The sequence below is a fragment of the Sandaracinobacteroides sp. genome (genome assembly GCF_057137845.1).
Genome location: NZ_DBNHFX010000141.1, coordinates 1 through 24,599 on the forward strand (window position 1 = coordinate 1; position 24,599 = coordinate 24,599).

24 protein-coding genes are annotated in these 24,599 nt (G+C 65.7%); 9 read left to right on the forward strand and 15 right to left on the reverse strand.

Annotated elements, in window-relative coordinates; translation table 11 throughout:
* The coding region (locus AC16JP_RS08195) for an OST-HTH/LOTUS domain-containing protein (RefSeq protein WP_484340125.1) at positions 1–217 on the forward strand (217 nt) is incomplete at its 5' end.
* Between the two features lie 230 nt (positions 218–447).
* Here AC16JP_RS08195 and AC16JP_RS08200 read toward each other — a convergent pair.
* Complete coding sequence (locus tag AC16JP_RS08200; protein ID WP_484340126.1) at positions 448–1,575, reverse strand: aspartyl/asparaginyl beta-hydroxylase domain-containing protein; 1,128 nt, start codon at positions 1,573–1,575, stop codon at positions 448–450.
* Positions 1,576–1,583: 8 nt separating this feature from the next.
* Positions 1,584–2,522, reverse strand: coding sequence for a KPN_02809 family neutral zinc metallopeptidase (gene ypfJ / locus AC16JP_RS08205; RefSeq protein ID WP_484340127.1), 939 nt, complete (start codon positions 2,520–2,522; stop codon positions 1,584–1,586).
* A gap of 146 nt (positions 2,523–2,668) precedes the next feature.
* On the opposite strand from ypfJ, the gene AC16JP_RS08210 reads away from it, so the two are divergent.
* Entirely contained in the window at positions 2,669–3,835 is a 1,167-nt protein-coding gene (locus tag AC16JP_RS08210) for a PQQ-dependent sugar dehydrogenase (protein WP_484340128.1), read from the forward strand.
* On the opposite strand, the gene AC16JP_RS08215 is transcribed toward AC16JP_RS08210, so the two are convergent.
* Positions 3,810–4,616 carry a sulfite exporter TauE/SafE family protein gene (locus AC16JP_RS08215; protein WP_484340129.1) on the reverse strand — a complete coding sequence of 269 codons (807 nt, stop codon included), beginning with the start codon at positions 4,614–4,616 and terminating at the stop codon, positions 3,810–3,812. The two genes, AC16JP_RS08210 and AC16JP_RS08215, sit on opposite strands and share 26 nt — an antisense overlap.
* A 128-nt stretch (positions 4,617–4,744) precedes the next feature.
* Here AC16JP_RS08215 and AC16JP_RS08220 point away from each other — a divergent pair, with 128 nt between their 5' ends.
* Together AC16JP_RS08220 and AC16JP_RS08225 are read left to right on the forward strand one after the other, a co-directional pair.
* Positions 4,745–5,935: an ATP-binding protein gene (locus tag AC16JP_RS08220; protein WP_484340130.1), complete on the forward strand. Its 1,191-nt coding sequence runs from the start codon at positions 4,745–4,747 to the stop codon at positions 5,933–5,935.
* Between the two features lie 107 nt (positions 5,936–6,042).
* Positions 6,043–6,666: a hypothetical protein gene (locus tag AC16JP_RS08225; protein ID WP_484340131.1), complete on the forward strand. Its 624-nt coding sequence runs from the start codon at positions 6,043–6,045 to the stop codon at positions 6,664–6,666.
* Between the two features lie 81 nt (positions 6,667–6,747).
* Here the strand turns inward: AC16JP_RS08225 and AC16JP_RS08230 are convergent, their stop codons facing one another.
* A complete protein-coding gene (locus tag AC16JP_RS08230; protein WP_484340132.1) occupies positions 6,748–7,947 on the reverse strand; it encodes a CaiB/BaiF CoA transferase family protein in 1,200 nt (399 codons plus the stop codon).
* A gap of 88 nt (positions 7,948–8,035) precedes the next feature.
* Between AC16JP_RS08230 and AC16JP_RS08235 the strand changes: the two genes are divergently transcribed.
* Entirely contained in the window at positions 8,036–8,968 is a 933-nt protein-coding gene (locus AC16JP_RS08235) for a hydroxymethylglutaryl-CoA lyase (RefSeq protein WP_484340133.1), read from the forward strand.
* 2 nt (positions 8,969–8,970) lie between these two features.
* On the opposite strand, the gene AC16JP_RS08240 is transcribed toward AC16JP_RS08235, so the two are convergent.
* Together AC16JP_RS08240 and AC16JP_RS08245 are read right to left on the reverse strand one after the other, a co-directional pair.
* Positions 8,971–9,747 (reverse strand): SDR family oxidoreductase, encoded by a 777-nt coding sequence (locus tag AC16JP_RS08240; protein WP_484340134.1) that lies wholly within the window; start codon positions 9,745–9,747, stop codon positions 8,971–8,973.
* A 17-nt stretch (positions 9,748–9,764) separates the two neighbouring features.
* Positions 9,765–11,333 carry a spinster family MFS transporter gene (locus AC16JP_RS08245; protein ID WP_484340135.1) on the reverse strand — a complete coding sequence of 523 codons (1,569 nt, stop codon included), beginning with the start codon at positions 11,331–11,333 and terminating at the stop codon, positions 9,765–9,767.
* Between the two features lie 152 nt (positions 11,334–11,485).
* On the opposite strand from AC16JP_RS08245, the gene AC16JP_RS08250 reads away from it, so the two are divergent.
* Positions 11,486–14,242 carry a [protein-PII] uridylyltransferase gene (locus AC16JP_RS08250; protein ID WP_484340136.1) on the forward strand — a complete coding sequence of 919 codons (2,757 nt, stop codon included), beginning with the start codon at positions 11,486–11,488 and terminating at the stop codon, positions 14,240–14,242.
* A 215-nt stretch (positions 14,243–14,457) separates the two neighbouring features.
* Here the strand turns inward: AC16JP_RS08250 and AC16JP_RS08255 are convergent, their stop codons facing one another.
* The 8 genes from AC16JP_RS08255 to AC16JP_RS08290 form a co-directional block, all read right to left on the reverse strand.
* A complete protein-coding gene (locus AC16JP_RS08255) occupies positions 14,458–15,108 on the reverse strand; it encodes an outer membrane protein (protein ID WP_484340137.1) in 651 nt (216 codons plus the stop codon).
* A gap of 113 nt (positions 15,109–15,221) precedes the next feature.
* Positions 15,222–15,722 carry an EF-hand domain-containing protein gene (locus tag AC16JP_RS08260; RefSeq protein ID WP_484340138.1) on the reverse strand — a complete coding sequence of 167 codons (501 nt, stop codon included), beginning with the start codon at positions 15,720–15,722 and terminating at the stop codon, positions 15,222–15,224.
* 92 nt (positions 15,723–15,814) lie between these two features.
* A complete protein-coding gene (locus tag AC16JP_RS08265) occupies positions 15,815–16,507 on the reverse strand; it encodes a squalene/phytoene synthase family protein (RefSeq protein ID WP_484340139.1) in 693 nt (230 codons plus the stop codon).
* 19 nt (positions 16,508–16,526) lie between these two features.
* The gene (ettA, locus tag AC16JP_RS08270; RefSeq protein WP_484340140.1) at positions 16,527–18,206 is read right to left on the reverse strand and encodes an energy-dependent translational throttle protein EttA; all 1,680 of its coding nucleotides are present in this window, start codon (positions 18,204–18,206) and stop codon (positions 16,527–16,529) included.
* A 107-nt stretch (positions 18,207–18,313) separates the two neighbouring features.
* A complete protein-coding gene (locus AC16JP_RS08275) occupies positions 18,314–19,591 on the reverse strand; it encodes a sensor histidine kinase (protein ID WP_484340141.1) in 1,278 nt (425 codons plus the stop codon).
* A gap of 107 nt (positions 19,592–19,698) precedes the next feature.
* The gene (locus tag AC16JP_RS08280) at positions 19,699–20,409 is read right to left on the reverse strand and encodes a response regulator (protein ID WP_484340142.1); all 711 of its coding nucleotides are present in this window, start codon (positions 20,407–20,409) and stop codon (positions 19,699–19,701) included.
* Positions 20,410–20,491: 82 nt separating this feature from the next.
* Positions 20,492–21,004 (reverse strand): MliC family protein, encoded by a 513-nt coding sequence (locus AC16JP_RS08285; protein ID WP_484340143.1) that lies wholly within the window; start codon positions 21,002–21,004, stop codon positions 20,492–20,494.
* Positions 21,005–21,028: 24 nt separating this feature from the next.
* Positions 21,029–21,640, reverse strand: a complete 612-nt coding sequence (locus AC16JP_RS08290) for a glutathione peroxidase (protein ID WP_484340144.1) — start codon at positions 21,638–21,640, stop codon at positions 21,029–21,031.
* A gap of 114 nt (positions 21,641–21,754) precedes the next feature.
* On the opposite strand from AC16JP_RS08290, the gene AC16JP_RS08295 reads away from it, so the two are divergent.
* The 3 genes from AC16JP_RS08295 to AC16JP_RS08305 are packed head-to-tail and all read left to right on the forward strand — an operon-like array spanning position 21,755 to position 24,163.
* Positions 21,755–22,963, forward strand: a complete 1,209-nt coding sequence (locus AC16JP_RS08295) for a trans-sulfuration enzyme family protein (RefSeq protein ID WP_484340145.1) — start codon at positions 21,755–21,757, stop codon at positions 22,961–22,963.
* On the forward strand, positions 22,960–23,373 hold the full coding sequence (gene apaG, locus AC16JP_RS08300; protein WP_484340146.1) for a Co2+/Mg2+ efflux protein ApaG: 414 nt from the start codon (positions 22,960–22,962) through the stop codon (positions 23,371–23,373). Before AC16JP_RS08295 ends, apaG begins: the two co-directional genes overlap by 4 nt.
* A gap of 1 nt (position 23,374) precedes the next feature.
* Entirely contained in the window at positions 23,375–24,163 is a 789-nt protein-coding gene (locus AC16JP_RS08305; RefSeq protein ID WP_484340147.1) for a LysR family transcriptional regulator, read from the forward strand.
* Here the strand turns inward: AC16JP_RS08305 and AC16JP_RS08310 are convergent.
* On the reverse strand, positions 24,160–24,599 hold a 440-nt coding region (locus tag AC16JP_RS08310), incomplete at its 5' end, for an ABC transporter ATP-binding protein (RefSeq protein WP_484340148.1). The genes AC16JP_RS08305 and AC16JP_RS08310 overlap by 4 nt on opposite strands.

Consider the following 24,599-nt stretch of genomic DNA (forward strand, 5'->3'; position numbering starts at 1 on the left):
TGACGCCGCCGTGCGCGAGGATGGATGGGCGGCGATGTCGGCGGCGGGAAGCGCGGCCAAGCGACAAGCCCCAATTGACCCACGCAATTACGGCGTCAAGAATTTCCCCGCGCTCTTTGCGGCGACCGGCTTGTTCGAGATTGTGAAAACCGAAAGCGGTCAAAGCTATGTTGCCGACAGGCGCAACAAGGACCGAACGCCACAACCGAGCCGATAGGCGAGGTCAGTTGTTCCGTGCCTGTTGCTCCGCCTCGAACGCGCGCTTTCCCTTGCGCTGCCACAGGTGATCGACCCTCACCGAGTGGTCCAGCTTGATTGTTGGTGCATATTCGCCTCCGACGCCATGGCCGGGTCCCGCTTCGAACATTTATCGCAGTAAACTCAATATGTTGACACCATGCCTGGTGCCCGTGGGGTCCTCGCCAGTCGCTGCCGCGGGTTCCGTGTTCAGAAGCCGTTGCCGCCTTCGGTTGGTTGCAGTTCGTCGATCGCTTCGAACAGGCGGGTCAGTGCTGCGCGTTCTTCTTCGCGGATTTCCGGCCGCCAGATTTCGAACAGCAGGATCACCCTGGTGTCGCGCCCGCGATTCCAGGCCTCATGTTCGATGCTGTCGTCGAAGACGAAGGCCTTGCCGATTTCCCAGCTTCTGGTTTCCGGCCCGACGCGCAATGCGCAGTCCGGGTTTACCACCAGTGGGATGTGGCAGATCAGCCGGGTGTTCAGCATCCCGTGGTGCGGCAGAATGTGGGTGCCGGGCTTCAGCAGCGACCAGAGCGCCATCGGCGAGCGCCCGCGTATGACGGGGATCGGCGCGCGTGAAAGGGCCGCCATCGTTGCCGGCGATGCCCGTGCATGGTCTTCGACGATCTCGCCGTTGTTCCAGAAATAATGCGCGCCCCAACTGGAATCGTCTTTCAGGGGGTTGTTCGGCGCGGGGCGGTCGGCCCGGCTTTCGACATAGGGGCGAAAGTCCGATCCGCCGGCCAGCCTTGCCTGCAATTCACCTTGCATCGCGGGCGTTGCTGCCTCGATGTCGGCCAGCCAGTCGAACTCGCGGCGATCATAGAAATGGCGCTGCGGCAGGCCGGGGAAATAGAACATGCTGGGCTGTTGCAGGTATAGTTGCGCCTTGCCGGTCAGCAGGTCCAGCGCATGGCCGATGCGCGGCAGCGCCGATACGTCGCCCATACTGTCCATCAGATGGGTCTGAAAGCGCCGGCCGGCGGCTTCGACATGGGCGGCGGCACGGTGCAGGACCGGATGCAGCGCCGACGGCGGCGCTTCGATGCTGGCCTGCCCCAGCGCCGCCTTGAAGAATGAAACCGCCGCCCGGTCGTCGCCGCGCCGGTGCTTCAAGTCGCCCATCGCCAGCAGCGCCGGCAGGTGGCGCGGTTCTGCCGCAAGCTGCAAGGCAAGCGCGGCTTCTTCGCCATCAGTATCGCCCAGATGTGCGCAGACCTGCGCCAATGTCATCGCCGGCGGCGACTGCATGGCCTGCAACCTGTCGCGCGCGGTTGCCAGATCGCGCCGCGCAATCGCTTCGCGGCCCTGTTCCAGCAGCAACTGGTCAGTCATCGAGGGTCTCAGAGCTGGCTATAGGGAATCGAGAAGGTATCGCAGGCGGCCGGATCGCCGTGCTCGAAGCCCTTTGTCAGCCAGCGGATGCGCTGATCCGAGGTGCCGTGGGTGAAACTGTCGGGCACTACGCGGCCCTGCGCCTGCCGTTGCAGCGCATCGTCGCCGATCACCTGCGCGGCGCGCACGCCTTCCTCGAAGTCGCCGCTATCCAGCAGGTTGCGGTTTTGCGCGGCCCATACCCCGGCATAACAGTCGGCCTGCAGTTCGAGCCGCACGGAAAGCTGGTTCGCCTCGGTCTTGCCGGCGCGCTGCTGCGCGCGTGAAACTTCCTGCGAGGCGCCGGTCAGGGTTTGCACATGGTGGCCGACTTCGTGCGCGATCACATAGGCGGCGGCAAAATCGCCGGGGGCGCCGAAGCGGCGCGACAGTTCGTCGAAGAAGCTGGTGTCGAGATAGACCTTGTGGTCGGCCGGGCAATAGAACGGGCCGGACGCCGCAGTCGCGCCGCCGCAGGCCGAACGGATGCTGCCATCGAACAGCACCAGTTTGGGCGCCGGATAGCGTTGTCCGCTCGCCTCGAAGATCTTGCCCCATGCATCCTCGGTGGTGGCCAGCACGCGGGCGACGAACCTGTCGGATTCGCCCTGAAGCTGGCCTGCCTCGCCGCTGGCCTGCGCCGCCGGTGACTGGGTGGTTACCTGTGGCCCGACCGGCCCCGCCCCCTGCCGTGAACCGACGCCGTTCAGCAGGAAGATCGCGCCCAGCGCTACGACGATGCCGACGATCCCGAACCGCGATCCCAGCATCGGCAGCAACATGCCCAACAGACCGCCAAGGCCGCCGCCGACACCGCCGAGTTGCTGGCCGTCGGCGCCGAAGCCCATGCCGCCTTCGTCGCGGCGGTTTTCGATGTTGCTGCTTTCGCGCTGGTCGTCGAGTCGCATGAACACTCCCTGTCATGTCCGGCTGATGGCTGCGATTCTATGCGAGTTTCCCGCCCCGCGCGAGCAAAAGCGCGCTTGCTGCTTGGCGGCAGGCCGATGTTGCGCGAAAGATACGCCACGAACAGCATTCCTGAACGGAGACGAAGATGCGCGCGATGATGGCAGCCCTGAGTTTGACGGTTGCGGCGCCGGTGGCGGCGGCAGAGCAGAAAGCACCGCCGATCGTTGCCTATGACGTGCCGGCAGAGGCTGGTGTCGTGCAGGAAACATGGGCGACGGGCCTGTCCCGCCCGTGGAGCATCGCCTGGCTGCCGGATGGCCGGGCGCTGGTGACCGAGCGGGCAGGCACGCTTCGTATTCTGGCGGCCGACGGCAAGCCCGGCGAACCGGTGGCGGGCGTGCCGCAGGTTCTGGCGGTCGGGCAGGGCGGGTTGCTGGATGTGGCCGTGCACCCCGATTTCGCGCGGAACGGCTTTGTCTATCTGGCCCATTCGGTTGGCGAGGAAAGCGCCAGCCGGACTGCACTTTCGCGTGGCAGGCTGGTCGGCAACCGGCTGGTCGAGGTGAAGGAGCTTCTGCGCAACCCGGTCGCCAAGCAGGGCGGCCAGCATTTCGGTTCGAGGCTGCTGTGGCTGAGCGACGGCACCCTGCTGATGAGCGTCGGCGATGGCGGCAACATCAATGTCCAGCTTGACGGCAAGCCCATCCGCACGAACGCGCAGAACCCCGGCAACTGGTTCGGCAAGGTGCTGCGCCTGACGGACGATGGCAAACCGGCGCCGGGCAATCCCGACGTGCGTGCCGGGAAGGGCACATGGGATCCCTTCGTCTGGAGCATCGGTCACCGCAATACGCAGGGTCTGGCGCTGGACCAGAGGACCGGGATCGTCTGGCAGACCGAGCATGGCGCGCGCGGCGGGGACGAACTGAACCGGCTGGTAAAGGGCGGAAACCATGGCTGGCCGCTGGTGACCTACAGCATGGAATATAGCGGGCAGCCGATCAGCAGCGAAAAGACGCGCGCCGGGATGCGTGACCCGGTCTCTGTCTGGATCCCGTCGATCGCGCCTTCGGGGCTGGCTGTCTATCGCGGCAAGGCGATCCCGGCGCTGGATGGCGCAATTCTGGCGGGTGGACTGGCGAGCCAGGACGTGCGGGTGCTGCGGATCGGCGCCGATGGCAACCCGACGCCCGAGCATCGCGTGAAGATCGGTGCGCGCGTGCGTGATGTGGCGGTTGGCCCGGACGGGCTGGTCTATGTCCTGACAGACGAGGAGCAAGGCCGGATCATCCGCCTGAAGCCCACAAGCTGAGGGCCTGCCAGCCCCGGCCGACCACATAAAGCCCGGTTGCGATGACGGCGAAAGCGAACAGCTTCGCCAGCAGGTTCTTTGCATTGGCAAGCGCACGGCCGGACCGGACACCGGCCACCGTGCCAAGTGCGCCGCCGATCGCCATCAACGCCGTCAGCCCCCAGTCCACCCGGCCGGCGGCGGCATAGCTTGCGGCGGTCGTTGCGCCCAGCGCAAAGACAACAGCAAGCGACGTACCGATGGCCGAGGCAACCGGCATCCCCGTCGCCAGCATCAGCGCGGGAACGATCAGGAACCCGCCGCCAATGCCGAAGAAGCCGGCCAGCAGTCCGGTCGCCATGCCCAGCGGCAGCAGCCGGACGAGGAGTGGCGCCACATCGGCGCGGCTGACCTGAAAATCATGGCCACGGGCGGCGGGCCGCCTGCGCAGCATCACCATTCCAACCGCGATCATCAGCAGCCCGAACAGCGCCAGCAGCAGGTCGGGGTTGGTATGTCTGCCCAGTTGCGCGCCGAGTGCGGCGCCCGGCACCCCGGCTGCGGCAAAGGCGATGGCGCACCCCCACTGCACGGTGCCCGAACGGGCGTGCCCGGCAAGCCCCATCAGCGCCGAAAGCGACACGGCAACGGCGGCCGTGCCGATTGCGGCATGGGTATCGCCGACGCCCACCACATAGACCAGCAGCGGCACGGCAACGATCGAGCCGCCAGCCCCCAGCAACCCCAGAATGAACCCGATCACGACGCCCGCGCCGATCGCAGGCACAACCCACGGCGGCATCAGCCGAAAACCGGCCGGGAAACGACGCCCGGTTGCAAATGCGGTGGCGCTGGCATGTGCGCATGGGCTGGGCAGGGGCGGCTTCTGTCAAGCTTTACCTGTAGGCTTTTATTGCGCAGGCTTGCGCGATGGACCCATTGCGCAACCCCTTTGCACCGGGCGCCGGCACCCGCCCGCCGGAACTGGCAGGCCGCGACGACATTCTGGAACGGGCAACGGTTGCGCTGGACCGGGCGGTCATGGGGCGGCCTGCCCGCAGCCTGATCCTGTACGGGTTGCGCGGCACCGGCAAAACCGTGCTGCTGGGCCAGATCCGCCGCGACGCCGAAGCACGCGGTTTGCAGGCAGTGCGGATCGAAGCGCCCGAGGGCAAGTCGCTTCCGGCCTTTCTTGCGCCGTCGCTGCGTGCAGTGCTGCTGCGGCTCGACCGCATGGAATCGGCAAAGCAGGGCGCAAAGAAGGCGCTCAGGGCGCTGGCCGGGTTTGCCCGGCTGAAACTCAGCTATCACGATCTCGAACTGACGCTGGACGCCGAGCCCGAGAAAGGCCTTGCCGATTCGGGCGATCTGGAACTGGACCTGACGGAACTGCTGTCGGCGGTGGGCGAAGCCGCCCGCGAACGGGCGACGGCTGTGGTGCTGGCGATCGACGAGTTTCAGTATGTGAAAGAAGCCGAGATGGCGGCGCTGATTGCAGCGATGCACGCGGTGGCGCAGGCGCAACTGCCGGTGGCGATGGTGGCGGCGGGCCTGCCGCAACTGCTGGGCCAGATCGGCCGGGCGAAAAGCTATGCCGAACGCCTGTTCGAATATGTCGAGGTGGGTGCGCTGGATCCGGGCGCCGCGCGCAACGCCGTCGTCATCCCGATCGAGCGCGAGGACGAGGAAATCGAACCGGCTGCCGTCGAGGCCATCCTCGGGCAGACGCAGGGCTATCCCTATTTCCTGCAGGAATGGGGGAAGCACACATGGGATCTTGCCTTTTGTTCACCGATCACCGTGCAGGACGTGGCGAACGCCACCGTGATGGCGGTTGCCGAACTGGACGCCAGTTTCTTCCGGGTGCGCTTCGACCGGCTGACGCCTACCGAAAAACGCTATATGCGGGCGATGGCTGAACTGGGCGCCGGGCCGCATCGTTCGGCCGATATCGCCGAACTGCTGGGCAAGCAGGCGACGCAACTGGCCCCGATCCGCAACAGCCTCATCCGCAAGGGCATGCTGCATTCCCCGGCGCACGGCGACACCGCATTCACCGTGCCGATGTTCGACAGTTTCATGAAACGCATCATGCCCGGGCCGGACTGGCACAATCGCTAGTGCGAGCAGTATTTGCCACACTGGTTTACAGTTAAGCTATTGGCGTTGTGGTTCATCCGGGTTAGCCAAGTCGCAAGGGTCGGAAAGAACCACTTGGGAGTTGGGCCGTGAACAACCGTTCTTATTCTGCACACAGCAGCGCGCTCGATCGGACTGCCGTTGATCGCGGAGCGCTGGATTATCTCGTCAATCGCAACCAGCAGCAATCGAACTGCAACGCCGATCCGGCCTTGGCCAGGCTGATCGCGCAGGACAGCCGCCTTGCCGACGAACGGGCGCGCATCGCGTCGGCCCGGATCCGGCTGGAGCAGCATTCGGGCGCCATGGCGATCGCCGGGGTGATTCTGGTGGTGCTGCTGGTGGCCAGCCTGTCGCTGGTGATGGAAATGCCGGTTGCCGAACAGCCGATCCGCATTCTGGCCGCCGGTGTGGCCATCGTGCTGTTCGGATTGCTGATCCGGCCCGCGCGTGGCGAACTGAACCTGCTGCTGCCGCTGCATGTTGCCGTCTGCGTGTCGCTGCTGAGTGAAGGCGGCTGGCATGCAAACCACAGCCCTGTCGGCTGGGATATGACGCTGCTGCTGCTTGGTATCGCGGCCGCTGTCGCTGGCACCCTGCGCGACATGCGCATGCGCTCGCTTGATATCGATGAAGCAGATCTGGTGATGAAGGCGCGCGGACGCCTTGCCAGCATCGAATCGACGCGCCGCTGGGAAGACGCGTCGATCTGAAGGCCGGGTATCCGGGGCTGCCGAGTATCAGTCCCGGACTTAGGCATGGGCGCCCCCGGATTTTCCCATGCCACGCTGCGATCAGATGATGCCTTCGCCGGCCAGTCCGCGAAGGTCGTCGTCGGAAAGATCCAGCAGTTCCCGATAGATTTCATGGTTCGAGGCACCGACCGGCAGCCCCGGCCAGTTCACCCGCCCCGGCGTCGCCGACAGCCGGGGAAAGACATTCTGCATGACCAGATTGCCGAACGCCGGATGCGCGACTTTCACCAGAGCCTCACGCGCACGGAACTGCGGGTCGTCCAGCATGTCGGGCGCCTTGAAGATGCGTCCCGCCGGCACGCCGTTTGCCTCCATCAGCGATAATAGCTCGGCCGATGAAAGCGTTTTTGTCCACCCGGCGATGTGCTCGTCCAGTTCGGCCTGGCGTTCGCCGCGCGCTTCGTGGGTGGCAAAGCGCGGATCGGCTGCAAGACCAGGTTCGCCCATGGCGTTGCACAGGCGGGTGAACACGCTGTCCTGGTTGGCGCCGATCAGCACTTCGCCATCCTGCGTCGGGTAGACGTTCGACGGTGCGATGCCCGGCAGGATCGAGCCGGTCCGTTCGCGGACGAAGCCCGCTTCGGTGTATTCCGGCACCGTTGCCTCCATCATCGCCAGCACCGATTCATAGATCGCGGAATCGATGACCTGCCCCTCGCCGGTGCGGTGGCGGTGGTGCAACGCCATCATCGCGCCCATGCAGGCGAAGGTGGCGGCAAGCGAATCGCCGATCGAAAGGCCGACGCGGCTGGGCGGCAGCGACGGGTCGCCCGCCAGATTGCGCAGACCGCCCATCGCCTCGCCGATCGAGCCATAGCCTGCGCGCCGGGCATAAGGCCCGGTCTGGCCATAGCCCGACACCCGGATCATGATGAGGCCGCTGTTTTCGGCCGACAGGGCATCATAGCCTAGATTCCATTTCTCCATGGTGCCGGGGCGGAAATTTTCCAGCAGGAAATCGGTTTTCCTGACCAGCCGCTTCAGCAGTTCCTGGCCGCGCGGGTCGCGCAGGTTCAGGGTGATGGTTTTCTTGTTGCGGCCAAGCACCGGGAACCACACCGGCTTGCCATTGCCCCATTGCCGCATCGGATCGCCCGCCGCAGGATCGCCGGGTGCCGCAGGCGGCTCGACCTTGATCACCTCGCAGCCGTGGTCGGCCATCAACTGCCCGCAGAAGGGACCGGCAATCAGCGTCCCCAGTTCGATCAGTCGCAATCCGTCAAGCGCGCCCTGTGCCATTCGCGGCCACTCTCCTTGTTCCTCGTTCGATCGGGGCATAGAGGGAGGCAGGCGGATGCGACAAGCCGCAACAGACAGGACCAGCCAGATGCAGAACGATTCCCCCGCCATCCAGATCGTCGAAGTAGGCGCGCGCGACGGCCTGCAGAACGAAAAGGAACTGGTGCCGACCGAGGGCAAGTCCGGCCTGATCGACCGGCTGCTTGATGCCGGGGTGAAACGCATCGAGGTGGCGAGCTTCGTCAATCCCGCGCGCGTGCCGCAGATGGGCGACGGCGAGGCGGTGATTGCGGCCCTGCCCGATCGACGCGACGTTTCCTACATCGGCCTTTGCCTGAACAAGCGCGGGGTGCTGCGCGCGCTCGGCACGCGCGAAGGCGGGCGGCGCGGCGTCGACGAAGCCGGTTGCGTGATCGTTGCATCCAACACGTTCGGCCAGCGCAACCAGGGGCAGACGATCGACGAGGGCATTGCCGAAAACCGGGCGATGCTGAAGCTTGCCCAGGAAGGCGGACTGATCGGACAGGTGACGATCGCCACCTCCTTCGGCTGCCCGTTCGAGGGGAAGGTGCCGCCGGAAACCGTCGTGCGGCTGGCCGTGGAAATGGCGGAAGCCGGAGCGGCAGAGATCGCCCTTGCCGATACGATCGGCGTTGCGGTTCCGGCGCAGGTGGAAGACCTGTTCGGCCGCGTCGCCGAAGCAGCGCCGGGCGTTCGATTGCGCGCGCATTTCCACAATACCCGTGGCGCCGGGATCGCCAATGCGTGGACCGCATGGAAGGCAGGTGTCCGCACCCTCGATTCGTCGCTGGGCGGCCTTGGCGGCTGCCCGTTCGCGCCGCGCGCCACCGGCAATATCGCGACCGAGGAACTGGTCTATCTGCTCGATCGTTCCGGCATCGCGTCGGGCGTCGATCTCGATGCGCTGATCGCCACCAACCACTGGTTCGAGGCGATCCTCGGCCGACAGATGCCATCGCTTGTGGCGCGGGCAGGGAACTGGCCGGAAAAGGCCGGCTGAACTCAGGCGGTTGTCGAGTAGCCGCCGTCTGCGGTGATGGTGGCGCCGCACAGATAGGCTGAAGCGCGTGATCCGAGGAACAGCGCGACACCGGCCATGTCCTCAGGGGTGCCCCAGCGCGCCATCGGCGCGACCTGCATTGCCCCGCCGTCGATCTCGTCGGCGACTCCGGCCGTCATCTTCGAGGGGAAATAGCCCGGCGCGATCGCGTTGACCGCGATATTCCGACGGGCCAGATTCTTCGCCATCATGCGTGTCAGGTGCAGCACACCGGCTTTCGACGCTGCATAGCTGTAGGTTTCCATCGTCGAGACATGCTGCCCATCCATCGAGCCGATGTTGATGATGCGGGCATTATCGGCAGGGGTTGCCGCCGCTTCCAGCAGCCCGATCAGCTTTTGCGACACGAAGAAGACCGACTTCAGGTTGATGTCCATCACCTTGTCCCAGCCGACTTCAGGGAATTCGTCGAAGCCTGCGCCCCAGGATGCGCCGGCGTTGTTGAACAGCACATCGACCTTGCCCGTCACCTTTGCCACTTCGGCGGCGAAACGCTCGATCTCGGGCATTTGCGACAGGTCGGCGGGGATCGGCGTGGCGGCGGCGCCGAGGCTTGCCGCCAGCGCCTCCACGTCGGCTGCCTTGCGGCTGGAGAGGATCACCTTCGCGCCGTTTTCGACATAGGCGCGGGCGATCATCTCGCCGATGCCGCGGCTGCCGCCGGTGATGACGACGGTCTTGCCGGCGACCGAGAACAGGCTGTTGATGTTGAGGCTCATGCTACTCTCCGTTGGGGCTAGATGGGTTCGCCGGCGGCGCGCGCGCGATTGATCCGGCTTGCTTCTGCGGCGGGCAGATGCCGATACACATAGAGGAAGCACAGCAGCGGCAGCGGCGCGCCGAGCGACAGCGCGATCATCGCATGGCCAAGATTGCCGAACAGTTCCGAGAGGCGCCCACCGAGGAACGGCCCGATGCCGAGGCCGATCACCGTTGTTCCCAGGAAGAAGGTGGCGGTTGCCGCTCCGCGCATGCGCGGCAGCACCAGATCCTGTGCCGTCGCCCCGGCAACCCCCACCCACAGCGACGCCGTCAGCGAGCTGAGGAAGGCCCAGATATAGAACATCGTTTCCGAGCCGGTGGTGTATTGCAGCACCACGAACGGGATCGGCAGCAGCGCCGCCGTGAAGCCGATGAAGATGCGCCCGGCCGGGTTGTTGCGGCGCAGCCGGTCGGCGACCCGGCCGCCCATGATGATCGACAGGAATCCGCCAAGCGCACCGCCGCCGCCAAGGAAGAACCCGGCGACCGCCTTGTCGGCGCCTAGCACGCGAATGGCGTAGGGCGCGCTCCAGAAGCCGTGCGCGTAGCTGACCAGCGCCAGCATCCCGAAGCCAAGCACCAGAAACAGGAAGGTCGGCGTTCCCCAGATCAGCGCGTGCGTCGGCCGGTCGCGATACGAGAGCGACTGCGACCACGACCAGACCGCATAGCCCGCAAGCCCGAGCGCGAGCCACTGCGGCCAGTCGCCGGAAAAATGGCTCATGAGGGCGAAGAACAGTGCGGCGACGGCAAGCCCCATAAGGTTGGCGACGAGCGCGCGAGGGCCGTGCTGCGCTGCGTGAATGATGGTGAATGGCGGCATCACGCTGGCCAGTTCCGACAGGAATTTTCGGAACGGGTTCGGCTCGACAGGCATGACGATCCCTTCGGAAAGCCCGCGGATCGGTTCGCGCAGCGTCGACACCCAGAGCGCCAGCAGCAGGCCCGGAATGCCGACCGCCATGAACGCTGCCTGCCAGCCGACCAGCCCAAGCGGGCCGCCGTCGGGGAAGGCGATGTTCCAGCGCTGCGACGTAAGGCCGCCGATGAACAGCGAAAAGCCGCCGCCGATGTAGATGCCCGACGAGTAGATCGAAAGCGCGGTGGCCCGCTTTTCCTTGGGGAAATAGTCCGACAGCACCGAATAGGCGACGGGCGACGCCGATGCTTCGCCGACGCCGACGCCGATCCGCGCAGCCGCAAGCTGCCCGAAGCTTTGCGAAAGCCCGGAAAGCGCCGTCATGCCGGACCAGAGCGTCAGCCCGACGGTCAGCAGCCGGATGCGGTTCCACATGTCGGCAAGGCGGCCGAGCGGAATGCCGAACAGCGCATAGAACACCCCGAACACCGTGCCATACAGAAAGCCGATTTCGGAATCCGAGATGCCGAGGTGCGCCTTGATGTCCTCGGCGAGGATCGACATGATCGACCGGTCGATGAAATTGATGACATAGACGAGAACGAGAACGCCAAGCACATACCAGGCATAAGGCCCGCCGACATCCGGGGATTTTTCGGTCTGGCAGTCTTGCAGTTGCTCCATCTCGGCTCCCTTTCCGCGATCCGGCCTCGGGCGTAGCAGGCATGCAGCACCGGCGGAACGGCTTTTTTGATGGGTAGGCGCAACTGTGGCGGGGAGAGTTCGACCGGCATGCCGGATGTTGCGCCGGCCATCCTGTCGGCTATGTGAAACGCATGGCAGGGATTTACGACCAATTGCCGCAGCGGCGGGCAATCATCGATCGCCGGCAGGTGCAGGCGGTGATGGACCGCGCGCTGGCCAAGGCCCTGCCCGAGGATCGGCGGCGCGCGGTGGCGGCGGTGCTGAAAGTCGCGCTGGAGAATGGCCGGCAGGAGATCCGCCGCCGGATTCTGGCGATGCCCGGCCGTGGTGGAGAGCTTGCCGCTGCCCAGAGCTTTCTGGTCGACCAGATCCTGCGGCTCGCATTCGATGCAACCACGCAGCGCATCTATCGCCATGACAATCCCTCGGCTGCCGAGCGCGTTTCGCTGGCGGCGGTCGGCGGCTATGGCCGGGCCGAAATGGCGCCCCATTCGGACGTCGATATCATGTTCCTGTCGCCGCTCCGGAATACCCCATGGGTCGAGCAGGTCGTCGAGGCGACGCTCTATATTCTCTGGGATCTTGGCCTGAAGGTCGGGCACTCGGTGCGCACACTCGATGATCTGGTGCGGATGGCGAAGGCCGACCTCAGCGTCCGCACATCGCTGCTGGAGGCCCGCTATCTGTGGGGCGACCAGGCCCTCTATGACGAAGGGGCGGCCCGCTTCCGGCGCGAAGTGGTTGCAGGCGAAGCCCGATCGTTCATCGCCGAAAAGCTGGCCGAGCGCGAGGCGCGCCACAAGCGCATGGGCGACAGCCGCTATGTCGTCGAGCCGAACGTCAAGGACGGCAAGGGCGGCCTTCGCGACTTGCAGACGCTGTTCTGGATCGGCAAGTTCGTCCATCAGGTGAACGATGCGCACGAACTGGTCGAGAAGGGGCTGTTCACCCGCGACGAATTCCGCCAGTTCCAGCGCGCGCACAATCACTTGTGGTCGGTCAGGATCGCGCTCCACGACATTGCCGGGCGCGCCGAAGAACGCCTGACCTTCGACATGCAGCGCGAACTGGCGGCGCGGATGGGCTATGCCAACCGCCCCGGCATGTCGGCGGTCGAGCGGTTCATGCGGCATTATTTCCTGACCGCAAAGCAGGTCGGCAACCTGACCGCGCTGTTTCTGGCGCATCTCGAGGAACAGCATTCGCGCTCGGCCTGGTTCCCGCGCATCACGCGGCGTCCGCGCCGCCTGAACGGTTTTCGCCTGTCGCGCGGGCGGATCGAGGCGCCGGATGAAAACTTCTTCCGGGCCGACCCGGTTCGCCTGATCGAACTGTTCCATCTGGCCGACGCGCACGAGCTGGACATCCACCCCATGACCATGCGCCTTGCCGCGCGCGACGAGGGGCACATCTCGGAGGAGGTGCGCAACGACCAGCGCGCCAACGCGCTGTTCCTCGACATACTCTGTTCGCCGCGCGATCCCGAAAAGATCCTGCGCTGGATGAACGAGGCAGGTGTGCTGGGCCGCTTCATTCCCGACTTCGGCCGCGTGGTCGCCAAGATGCAGTGGGACATGTATCACCACTACACCGTCGACGAGCACAGCATCCGCGCGATCGGGCTTCTGGCCAGCATCGAAAAGGGCGAACTGAAAGAGGATCACCCGCTTTCCTGTGCGATCATGCACCAGTTGGTGTCGCGGCGGGTTCTGTATGTGGCGGTGCTGCTGCACGATATCGCCAAGGGCCGGGGCGGCGACCACAGCGTGCTGGGCGAGGAAGTGGCGCGCAGGCTTTGCCCGCGCCTCGGGCTTTCCGATTCGGAAACCGACACGGTGGCATGGCTTGTGCGGCAGCACCTGCTGATGTCGGCGACGGCCTTCAAGCGCGATCTGTCTGACGCCAAGACGATCCATGATTTTGCCGAAATCGTTGCTTCGGCCGAACGGCTTCGCCTGCTGCTGGTGCTGACCGTCGTCGATATCCGGGCGGTTGGCCCCGGCATCTGGAACAACTGGAAGGCCCAGTTGCTGACCACCCTTTATGAGGCAGCCGAGGAGCTGCTGCGGCTTGGCCACAAGCAGACCGGCCGCCGCGAGCGCATCGCCGCCCGCCAGCAGCAGGTGCGGCAACTGGCTGGTGCCGAAGAAGCGGCGTTTGCCACCTTCGCCGACCGTTTCGCCGACAGCTACTGGCTGGCCGAACCGATCGAGGTGATCGCAGCCAACATGGCGCTGATCGGCGGGGCGGCAGAACTGGAAGACCAGACGGCAATCCGCTGCGCGCCCGATCCGGCGGCAGGCACGACGCTTGTCACCGTATATGCCGAAGACCATCCCGGTCTGTTCTATCGGATCGCCGGCGGCATCGCCCTTGGCGGCGCCAGCATCGTCGATGCGCGCATCCACACCACGCGCGATGGCATGGCGCTGGATAATCTGGTGGTGCAGGATCCGCTGGGCGGCCCGTTCGCTGAACCCGACCGGCTGCGCCGCCTTGAAACCGCGATCCGCGACGCGCTGGGCGGGCGGGTGAAGCTGGGCGAACGGCTTTCCGCCCGGCCATTGCCACGGCGGCGGCAGGAAGCGTTCCGGGTGGTGCCGCAGGTAATTATCGATGACCGTGCGTCGAACCGTTTCACCGTGACCGAGGTGACGGCACTCGACCGCCCGGCGCTGCTCTATGCCCTGACCTATGCCCTGTTCGGCGCCAATGTGACGATCCATTCGGCGCACATCGCAACCTACGGCGAGCGGGCCGTCGATACGTTTTACCTGACTGATCTTCTGGGCCAGAAGATCGTGAGCGCGCAACAGTTGAAGGCACTGGAGCGGCGGTTGCTTGAGGTTGCCGCAGCGCCCGCCCAGAAAGCCACAACCAACCGCTGAAACGAAAAACGGGCGCTGAAACGAAAAAGGCGCGGGAAACGGGTTGCCCCGTTTACCCGCGCCGGCTTCCGTTGTCTCCGTCAGCAGGAGCAGACCTCCCGGTTGTCTGCGTTACACAGATCGGGCGCTGTGGTTATTGGTTTTTCTGCATGGCCCGGATCAGATGATTGCAACTGATCCGGGCATGTTCTGACCCGCCGACAGGATCACGAGGGTCAGAAGCGGTAGTTCAGACCGACCAGCAGGCGGTTGCGGTTGACGCGGGCTTCCGCGGCGCCGCCAACGGCTGCGTTCAGGTCGTTGTTGCTGAAGCTGTTGAACTTGGTGTGACGGAATTCGGCGCGAGCCGACACGTTTTCGGTCAGCATCTGCTCGATACCGGCGCCCAGAGTCCAGCCATTGGCGTTGGCGCTGTGGCGCAGATTGGCAAGGCCGAAACGCTGCTGTTCGTAGGTGAAGCGGCCATTTTCCCAGCCACCCTTGGCGTAGATCAGCGTGCGCGGGCCGGCAAGCACACCGGCGCGGGCGGTCAGGCCGAACGAACGGCCACCGTCGAACGTCACGGCGCCCGGGAACTGGTTCTTGCTGGTGTCGCCGGTCAGGAAGGCTTCGGCGCCGAGAACGAACTGGCCGTCGAGATTGGCGTCGTAGCCGATCTGGCCACCATAGGTGAAGCCCGACTGGGTGTCGCGGTCGTTGGTGACGCCGGCAGGGGTGCGCAGCGTCAGACGGGCGCGGTCCTGCTGCCAGCCGCCCTGCACGCCGATGTACGGCCCGTTGAACGGTTCAGCGGCGATCGCCTGGGTGCCCGCCATCAGCGTGGCGGCGCCTGCAACGGCGATGAAAAGATTCTTGGCGCGAGCCATGGTGAGTATCCTTTGTCTAAGCACAAAAAACCTTGTGGCTGCCGGGGGTGGCAACCATCGGGTGGCGGTGAAATCGCGCCGCGTGCATGAACAGCGGCTGAATTTCTGCCGGGCTATTCCGGTTCGTCGGCGGCTGCCAGAGCTGTCGGCGGGCACTGGCATCGTGCAGCCGCCTTCTTCGGTTTTGGCGCGGTGGTGGCGAATTCGCCGTTCGTCAGCAGGCCGTCGCGGTCGCCGTCGGCCGTGCGGAACTTCTGCGCGCCGGCCGTTGCATATTCCTCGAACGAAAGCCGGCCATCGCCGTTCTGGTCCAGCCGGTCGAAGTTGCGGCGGCGCAGGTGCAGATATTCGGCGGCGGTAATGCGGCCATCGTCGTCGCGGTCGACGCGGGCGAAGCGTTTTTCTTCACGGCTTTTTGCTGTTGCTGCAACGGGTTGCGGCAATTCGATAGGTATGGCGCCAACGTCTGTGGTGGCTACATCCGTGGCCGGTGCGCGCGGCGCCGTTGCGACCGCCCGGTTGCTGTCGGCCGCCAGCCAGAGGGCGGATGCCCCGGCTGCCATCAGGGTGGCAGCAACGACGGCTGCAATACGGGTTGGTCGGAAGAAGGCCATGCGGTCAATACCTTGCAGCAGCGCGGGTCCGACCCCGAGGCGAGATCGCCTAGCAGCTTCGGTGGCCGCCGCAAACGCCGGTTTGGCTGCGATCAGATGCCGCGCAAGGCGGCGCCCGCCATTTTCCACTGCCGTGCGGGTGCAGCGATACGCCGCAGCGGCTGGTTGGCAGCCATGCGCGCCCAGTCATCCGCCGCCAGCGCATCGAGCGCCGCCAGCGGTGCCGGCAGGCGGCCCGGCAATGGCGGCAGGGCAGGCGGCGGCAACGGGCGTAGCCGGTCTTCGGCCAGGCCCCAGCCGCCGCGCCACAACCGCGCCAGCGCCCAACGGGTGCCAGCGGCCCGAACGGCCGCCAGCAGATCGCCTGTGGGCCGCGTGGCGCTGATTGCGGTCGCCAGCGCTTCGAACAGCGGCCACCCCCGCGCCTGCGCCAGCACCAGTGGATCAAGCGGCCCACTGCCCAGAATCGGCCGCAAACCATCCTCCACCAGCGAAAGCGCGGCCAGATCGACGCCGCGCACGCGGCAGACTTCCGCCAGTTCCCGCAGCAGCGGCTCGGCGGGCAGATCGCCGCCGCGTGGCAGGGCTTCCAGTTGTTCGCGCCACCACGCCATGCGGATTTCCGCCAGCATCGGGTCGCGCGCATGCGCCACGATCCGCTGCTGTTCCAGATCATAGGCATGGATCGCCAGCATCGCCGCCCGTGCAGCCGCAGGCGCCCACAGCACGGAAAGCCAGCGTTCGCGGTCGCGCGTCTTTACGTCGGCGGTGATGCTGTCATCCATGGCGCACAAGCCGTTCCGGTCAGCGCGTCAGCCGCTTGTATTGCAGCCGGTGCGGCCGTTCAGCCGCCGGTCCGAGGCGACGCAGCTTGTCGGCTTCGTACATTTCGAAGTTGCCTTCGAACCATTCGACATGGCTGTCGCCCTCGAACGCAAGGATGTGCGTCGCCAGACGGTCGAGGAAAAAGCGGTCGTGGCTGATGACGACGGCACAACCGGCAAAATTTTCCAGCGCTTCTTCCAGCGCCCGCAGCGTATCGACATCGAGGTCGTTCGTCGGTTCGTCGAGCAGCAGCACATTGCCGCCATTCTTCAGCATCTTCGCCATGTGTACACGGTTGCGCTCACCGCCGGAAAGCTGGCCGACCTTCTTCTGCTGGTCGGTGCCCTTGAAGCCGAAGGCGCCGACATAGGCACGCGACGACACTTCCTGCTTGCCGAAGGCGAAGCGTTCGTTGCCGCCTGACACTTCCTCCCACACCGTCTTGCCGGCATCCAGCGCATCGCGCGACTGGTCGACATAGCCCAGATGCACGGTTTCACCGATCTTGATGTTGCCGGTGTCGGGCTGTTCCTGCCCGGTGATCATGCGGAACAGCGTCGTCTTGCCGGCGCCGTTCGGGCCGATCACGCCGACGATTCCGCCCGGCGGCAACGAGAAGGTCAGGTCTTCGAACAACAGCTTGTCGCCATAGGCTTTCGACAGGCCGGTCGCTTCGATCACCGTCGAGCCGAGCCGTTCGGGGTTGCGGATCAGGATCTGGCGGTCTGAACTTCGTTGCGCATCCTGCTTGGCGACCAGTTCGTCGAACGCCTTGATGCGGGCCTTCGACTTGGTCTGCCGCGCCTTGGGGCTGGAGCGGATCCATTCCAGTTCCTGGTTGATGGCGCGGGTGCGGGCTTCGCTTTCGCGTTCTTCCTGGGCCATGCGTTTGGCCTTGGCTTCCAGCCATGCGGAATAATTGCCTTCGAAGGGGATGCCCTGCCCGTAATAGATTTCCAGCACCCAGTTCACCACATTGTCGAGGAAGTAGCGGTCGTGGGTGACGAGGATGACGTTGCCCTGGTATTCCTTCAGATGCTGTTCGAGCCACGCAACCGATTCCGCGTCGAGGTGGTTGGTCGGCTCGTCGAGCAGCAGGATTTCCGGCTTTTCCAGCAGCAGGCGGCACAGTGCGATGCGGCGCTTTTCCCCGCCCGACAGGTTTTCCACCGACCAGTCGCCAGGCGGGCAGCGCAGCGCGTCCATCGCGATCTCGAGCTGGTTGTCCAGCGTCCAGCCGTCGACGGCGTCGATCTTTTCCTGCAACTCGCCCATTTCGGCCATCAGCGCATCGAAATCGGTGTCGTCGGTCGGTTCGCCCATTTCGGCCGAAATGGCGTTGAAACGGTCGATCATGTCGGCGACGCCACGGACGCCGTCCTTCACATTCTCGATCACGTTCTTCGACGGATCGAGCTGCGGTTCCTGCGCCAGATAGCCGACGCGAACGCCTTCCGCCGCCCATGCCTCGCCCTGATATTCGGTGTCGATGCCCGCCATGATCTTCATCAGGGTGGACTTGCCGGCGCCGTTGTTGCCGATGATGGCGATCTTGGCGTCGGGCAGGAACTGAAGGTGGATGTTGTTCAGGATCGGCTTCGGAGCGCCGGGAAAGGTCTTGGTCAGACCCTTCATGACAAAACTGTATTGGTAGGCCACGTCGGTCCTTCGGGGAAATGCGGATTGGAAGTCGCGACGGCCCTTAGCCGATCCGTCCATCCTGTTCAAACCCGGGCCTGTTAAACCCGGCGCTGTTCAAACGGGCTTCATGCATTCCGCGTGCGTTTCGGCGCGGCGGGCAGCAGCACCCGCGCGCGAAGGCCGCCGCGCCTGCGGTTTTCCAGTTCGATGTCGCCGCCATGCGCGCGCGCGATCGACCGTGCGACCGCAAGGCCAAGACCTGTGCCGCCGGTTTCGCGGTTGCGCGAACGCTCCAGCCGGTAGAACGGTTCGAACACCCGTTCCAGTTCGGCTTCCGGGATGCCGGGGCCGTCGTCGGTTATCTCGATGACGGCGTGGCTGTCGTCGCGCCAGACGTGGGCATGTGCGCGATAGCCATAAATCTCGCCGTTTTCCAGCAGGTTGGCCACGAGCCGGCGAAGCTCGACGGGATCGCCGTCGACGACGATGCTGTCGGTCACTTCGGCGCTGACGCGGCGACCGGTTTCGGCCAGATCGTCGGCCACTTTCTCGACCAGCGATCCGATTTCCAGCGGCTGGTGTTCGGTCGGCGCGCTGTCGGCGCGGGCAAGGCCTAGCGTCGCCTTCATGATCGCCTCCATTTCGGCGACATCGCCCTGCATCGACGTGCGGTCGGCCGGGTCCAGCGCCTCCAGCCGGAACGCCAGTCTGGTCAGCGGGGTGCGCAGGTCGTGGGCGATGGCGCCAAGCATCTGCGTGCGGTCGGTCACATAGGCCTGCAACCGCTGCTGCATCTGCCTGACAGCTTCGGCCGCACGCTCGACTTCCATCGGGCCACGCACCCGTGGCGGCAGCGCGCGCGGGTCGCGGCCGATACGCTCGGCGGCGTCGGCGAACTGCTCGAACGGCTGGGCAAGCCGGCGCGCGAACAGCCACGCCACTGGCAGCATCGTGAAGGCGGTCGAGATGAACAGCAGCAGGAAACGGCGTTCGCGCGTGTCGAACGGGCTGAGGCCGCGCGGCTCGATCAGCACCCAGCCGTCGCCCTGGCGCATTTCCACTTCGAACCGGCCGATCAACGCCGGTTGCGGCAGGCCGTCGTCGTCGCCATCCGGATAGACCTGCACGAAGCGCCGACCCTGCATTTCTGACACGCGGACGATGACATCGGCTGGCGCCCGGCCCAGCCGGTCGGCCAGTTCCATCCGCACCCGCAGCATCGCCGGCGACGGATCGGCGCCGGTGTCGGGCGCCGGCAGCGAAGTGAAAATCAGCATCTGCTCGTCGCGGGCAAGGATGGCGCGCGCCAACGTATCGAGAGCCATGGTTCGCGGCGGGTCAGGCGGGACCGCGGCCAGCAGCACCAGGCTTACGACCTGCGCAACGGCGACGGTTGCCAGCACCAGAGCGAAGATCCGGGTGAACAGCGAGCTGGATATCTCGTGCGGGCGCGGGCGGCGGCCTTTTGCCGTCGCTGCGTTCGAGGCAGGAGTCCGGGTTGGGCTTTCGGTCAGCGCCGCACTACCTTGGGCGTGAACATATAGCCTTCGTTTCGCACCGTGCGGATCAGTTCCTCGTGCGAGCGGGTCGCGCTGTCGAGCTTGCGGCGCAACCGGCTGATCTGGACATCGATCGAGCGGTCATAGCCTTCGGTGCCCTTGCCGCGCGCAAGGTCGAGGAGGGCTTCCCGCGCCAGCGGCTGCTGCGGCTGCTCGACGAATGCGCGCAGCAGGGAAAATTCACCATCCGAGAGCGAGATCAGCACATCTTCGGGCGAGGTGAGTTCGCGGCGCACCAGATCGAGTTTCCAGCCGTCGAACTCGGCGACGAGGCCCGCCGGGTCTGCCGAGGGTTCGATGCGGCGGCGCAGGACGGCGCGGATGCGCGCCAGCAGTTCACGCGGGTTGCAGGGCTTCGACAGATAGTCGTCGGCGCCGACTTCCAGCCCGACGATGCGGTCGCTGTCGTCTCCCATGGCGGACAGCATGATGATCGCCGGCCCGCCCGGCCCGGTGATCCGGCGGGCGATTTCCAGCCCATGCTCTCCGGGCATCATCAGGTCGAGGACGATGAGGTCGAACGGATGTTCGGCCTGCGCGATGGCGCGATCCATCGCCGCGCCGTCCTCCGCCGTTGTTACCACATAGCCATGGCGGCCAAGGAAATCCGAGACGAGGTCGCGGATTCCGGGATCATCGTCGACCAGCAGGATATTGGGCACGGGACATTCCTGAACGTGATTGTCGCCTGCCTGTTTAGGATTCAAACCCGTTCAGGGCAACGCCGACAAAATTGTTTCCGTGTCAGCCAGCCGGTGGGGTGGATGCCGGAGGGGTAGTTGCCGGTGCCGCAGTCGCCGGGGCGGCCGGCGCTCCGGGAACGGCGGATGGTTCGGTCTTTACCTTGCACTTGCGCGCCGTCACGCCTGCCGCCGGGTCGTTCACCTTGTCGGAAGGGGCCTGTTGCAGCAGCGCCTCGTTGCCCTTTTCCCACCAGATGATGCCCTTGCCCGCAACTGCGCCATCCGGCGACGCATAGCGCACCCCTGAGGCGGCGGGCGTCGGCGCCAGCCTGAAATCATCGCCCTGGATGATCAGCGCCAGTTCTTCATTCCCCTCGCGGTTGGTGCCGTAGATTGCGGTGACCGCCATGTCGCCTTCGCAGGTAAAGGCGACGGTGTGGGTGGCGCTGGCCTTGCCGGGATCGGCCGCTGCAACCGGCGCTGCGGGCGCTGCGGCCTTGTCCTCAGCCTTCTTTCCGCATCCGGCGAGGGCGAGTGCGGCAATGGCCAGAGGCAGGATCGGAGATTTCATCATGGCGCTGACCTCGGAGCCTCGATTTCAGGGTTTGGCTTTGATGGCCCTATCGATTGCGGCCGTCAATTCGGGGCTTTGCGGCGTCACCTTGCTGTTGAATCCGGCGATGACGCGCCCGTCGCGGCCGATCAGGATCTTGTGGAAGTTCCATTTCGGCTCGTTCTCGGTGGCGATCTGGGTTTTCACCCACCGATAGAGCGGAATCGCATTGGGGCCGCTGACGACCGACTTTTCCGACATCGGAAACGTGACGCCGAACGTCGCCTGGCAGAATTCCTTGATCTTGCCGTTGCTGTCGTATTCCTGGTTGAAGTCGTTCGAGGGGATGCCGACGACGGCGAACCCCTTCGGCCCCAGTTCGGCGTTCAGCTTTTGCAGGCCCTCATACTGGGGGGTGAAGCCGCAGAAGCTGGCGGTATTCACCAGCAGCACGACCTTGCCGTCGAACGCCGACAGCGGCATCGGCTTGCCGTCGATCGTCGTCAGGGTGAAGTCGTGGAAATTGCCCTTCTGCGCCGCCGGGGCGGCTGTTGCGCGCGGCGCGGCGGCGGCCGTCCGCGCGTTGGTAGCCGACACGATCATTCCGCCAGCGGCAAGAAGCGTGCCGGCTGCAAGGATGGAAAACCAGATTCGCATGAAAGCCCTCGAGACTTGGTTGACCGCCCTTAACCCAAAGCGAATCGCCCGGCAACGTCCGGTGCAGCCGGTGTTCGGGCTTGCCTCGCGCGCCTGCAGGCTTATGGAACCTCCATGAAAAGAAAGACCGGACAGGACCGCGCCATCACCCGCAACTGGCGCCCCGCCACACAGGCCGTGCGTGGCGGCACTGCGCGCAGCGAATATGGCGAGACGTCGGAAGCGATCTTCATGACGTCGGGCTATGCCTACGACAATGCCGAGACGGCGGCGCGCCGGTTCCGGGGTGAGGAACAGGGCATGACCTATTCCCGCCTGCAGAACCCGACCGTCGAAATGCTGGAAGAACGGCTGGCGCTGCTGGAAAACGCCGAAAGCTGCCGGGTGTCGTCGTCTGGCATGGCGGCGATGACGGCGGCGCTGATGTCGACGCTGTCGGCCGGCGACCACCTGATTGCCGGCCGGGCGATGTTCGGCAACTGCCGCGTGCTGGTCGACACCATCCTGCCGCGCTTCGCAATCCAGACCACCACCGTCGATGGCCGCGATGCCGATGCGTTCCGGCGCGCGCTTCGCCCCAACACCCGCGCGATCTTTCTGGAAACCCCCAGCAACCCGACGCTCGATATCGTCGACATGCAGGCGGTTTCGCGCATCGCCCGCGAGGCCGGCGTGCTGTTCATCGTCGACAACGCCTTTGCGCCGCCGCCGATCCAGCGCCCTCTGGAACTCGGGGCCGATGTCGTCGCCTATTCCGCGACCAAGCTGATGGAAGGGCATGGGCGCGTGCTTGCGGGCGCCGTGATGGGCTCGAAGGATTGGGTTGAAAACACCTATCTGGCCTTTACCCGGCACACCGGGCCGCTGCTCTCTCCGTTCGATTCGTGGCTGGTGCTGAAAAGCCTCGAAACGCTGGACATGCGTGCACGCGCCGCCTGCGCCAACGCACTGAGGATTGCGCGTTTTCTGGAAAAGCGGGTGCCGCGCGTCCTCTATCCGGAACTGGAAAGCCACCCGCAGCACAAGCTGGCGATGCAGCAGATGACTTCGGGCGGCACGATCCTTGCCCTCGAACTGGATGGCGGTCGCAAGCAGGCGCACGGGCTGCTGGATGCGCTGGGGATCATCGATATTTCGAACAATCTGGGTGACAGCCGCTCGCTGATGACGCACCCCGCCTCGACCACACATTCCGGCGTTTCGCCGCAGGTGCAGCAGGAAATGGGCGTCACCGAAGGCATGCTGCGCCTGTCGGTCGGCATCGAGGACGCCGACGACCTGATCGACGATCTCGATCAGGCGCTGAAGGCCACAGGACTTTGACGCTGGGCGAATTCTTCGCATTTTGCGCAACGACCGACGGCATCACCGTTCGCGTGCAACCCCGCTATGCCGCAGACCAGTCGGATCCGGCGCAGGGCCACTGGGTCTGGCATTATCATGTGCGCGTGGAAAACCAGTCCGGGCGCGAAGTGCAACTGATCGATCGAAGCTGGATCATCACCGACGGGCGTGGCACGCGCCGCGACGTCGTCGGCGAAGGAGTGGTGGGCGAACAGCCGATCATCGCGCACGGCGGTAGTTACGACTATGTGTCGGGCTGTCCGTTGCCGACGCCGATGGGCACGATGCACGGCAGCTTCGGCATGACCGACAGCGGCGGCCGCCGCTTCGAAGTGGAAATCCCGGCGTTCGACCTCGTTTCGCCAGACGCCAGACGGGCTTCGAACTAGCGTGAAGCGCTCGCTCATCCCGCTGAACGCGCTGCGGGTGTTCGATGCGGCTGCGCGGTCGCTTAGTTTCACGCGGGCCGCCGACGAACTGGCCGTTACCCCGGCGGCGGTCGGCCAGCAGATCCGCGCGCTTGAAGAAACGCTTGGTGTGATCCTGTTCCGCCGTTCGGCGCGCGGGCTGGAACTGACGCCCGAGGCCGTGCGCGCGCTGCCGCATCTGCGCGCCGGCTTCACATCGTTCGAGGAAACCGTGTCGGCGTTGCAGGACGGGCAGGGCGCGTTGCGGCTGTCGATCGGCTGCGCGCGCGGGGCGATCCGGCACTGGCTGATGCCGCGTCTCGATGGCTGGCTGGCCGCCAACCCCACGGCGCAGGTGCAGGTGCTGGCGCTCGACCAGCCCGTCGAATTCTCGCAGGCGAACCTCGATCTCGCGCTCAGCTTCGGCCCCGCGCCAGACGCCGAGGGCGTGTTCGGCCGCAAGCTCGCCGACGAATGGCTGGTGACGGTGGCGCGCCCCGGTGCGCCGTCGCGCGCGCTGGGCTGGCGCAGCCTCGAAGGCCCGGCGATCGCGCTGCCCGATGCCGGGCAGGCGCTGGACTGGGCACTGGCGGGCCTTGGCGAAGCGCGCGTGCCGCTGACGCTGGCCGAACATGGGCTGGCTTCCGGCCTGCTGGAAGAACGCGGCGCCCGCAACGCGATCGACGACGGCTACTGGCTCTGTGCGCCGGCTCCACAGTGGAAAAGCGCCAAGGTGAAGGCGTTGGCGGGAATGCTCCTCGATCAGGCCTAGGCTGCTGACCCGGCGGCCGCAGGTTCTTCCAGCCGCCCGTGGTGCAGTTGCACGACCCGGTCCATCCGCGCGGCCAGCGCCCGGTTGTGGGTTGCAACCAGCGCCGCTGAACCCTGTTCCCGCACCAGCCGGAGGAACTGGTCCAGCACCGTTGCAGCGGTTTCCTCGTCGAGGTTGCCGGTCGGCTCGTCGGCCAGCACCAGCACCGGCCGATTGGCCAGTGCCCGCGCGACGGCCACCCGCTGCTGTTCGCCGCCCGACAGTTGCGAAGGCCGGTGATGCAGCCGCGCGCCAAGGCCGAGTGTTTCCAGCAGGTCGGCTGCACGCGCATGCGCTGCGGCCCGTTCCGCACCCGCCACCAGTTGCGCCAGCATGACATTCTCCAGCGCCGAGAAGTCGGGCAGCAGGTGATGGAACTGATAGACGAAGCCCAGCC

Bases quoted from the DNA above. Each gene is read 5' to 3' on its own strand.
- AC16JP_RS08210 (WP_484340128.1), top strand. From the start codon at position 2,669: ATGCGCGCGATGATGGCAGCCCTGAGTTTGACGGTTGCGGCGCCGGTG.
- AC16JP_RS08235 (WP_484340133.1), top strand. From the start codon at position 8,036: ATGCAGAACGATTCCCCCGCCATCCAGATCGTCGAAGTAGGCGCGCGC.
- AC16JP_RS08255 (WP_484340137.1), bottom strand. From the start codon at position 15,108: ATGGCTCGCGCCAAGAATCTTTTCATCGCCGTTGCAGGCGCCGCCACG.
- AC16JP_RS08240 (WP_484340134.1), bottom strand. From the start codon at position 9,747: ATGAGCCTCAACATCAACAGCCTGTTCTCGGTCGCCGGCAAGACCGTC.
- AC16JP_RS08295 (WP_484340145.1), top strand. From the start codon at position 21,755: ATGAAAAGAAAGACCGGACAGGACCGCGCCATCACCCGCAACTGGCGC.
- AC16JP_RS08215 (WP_484340129.1), bottom strand. From the start codon at position 4,616: ATGCCGCCGTGGGTTGTGCCTGCGATCGGCGCGGGCGTCGTGATCGGG.
- AC16JP_RS08200 (WP_484340126.1), bottom strand. From the start codon at position 1,575: ATGACTGACCAGTTGCTGCTGGAACAGGGCCGCGAAGCGATTGCGCGG.
- AC16JP_RS08245 (WP_484340135.1), bottom strand. From the start codon at position 11,333: ATGGAGCAACTGCAAGACTGCCAGACCGAAAAATCCCCGGATGTCGGC.
- AC16JP_RS08285 (WP_484340143.1), bottom strand. From the start codon at position 21,004: ATGATGAAATCTCCGATCCTGCCTCTGGCCATTGCCGCACTCGCCCTC.
- AC16JP_RS08260 (WP_484340138.1), bottom strand. From the start codon at position 15,722: ATGGCCTTCTTCCGACCAACCCGTATTGCAGCCGTCGTTGCTGCCACC.
- AC16JP_RS08230 (WP_484340132.1), bottom strand. From the start codon at position 7,947: ATGGCACAGGGCGCGCTTGACGGATTGCGACTGATCGAACTGGGGACG.
- AC16JP_RS08290 (WP_484340144.1), bottom strand. From the start codon at position 21,640: ATGCGAATCTGGTTTTCCATCCTTGCAGCCGGCACGCTTCTTGCCGCT.
- AC16JP_RS08250 (WP_484340136.1), top strand. From the start codon at position 11,486: ATGGCAGGGATTTACGACCAATTGCCGCAGCGGCGGGCAATCATCGAT.
- AC16JP_RS08265 (WP_484340139.1), bottom strand. From the start codon at position 16,507: ATGGATGACAGCATCACCGCCGACGTAAAGACGCGCGACCGCGAACGC.
- ypfJ (WP_484340127.1), bottom strand. From the start codon at position 2,522: ATGCGACTCGACGACCAGCGCGAAAGCAGCAACATCGAAAACCGCCGC.
- AC16JP_RS08220 (WP_484340130.1), top strand. From the start codon at position 4,745: ATGGACCCATTGCGCAACCCCTTTGCACCGGGCGCCGGCACCCGCCCG.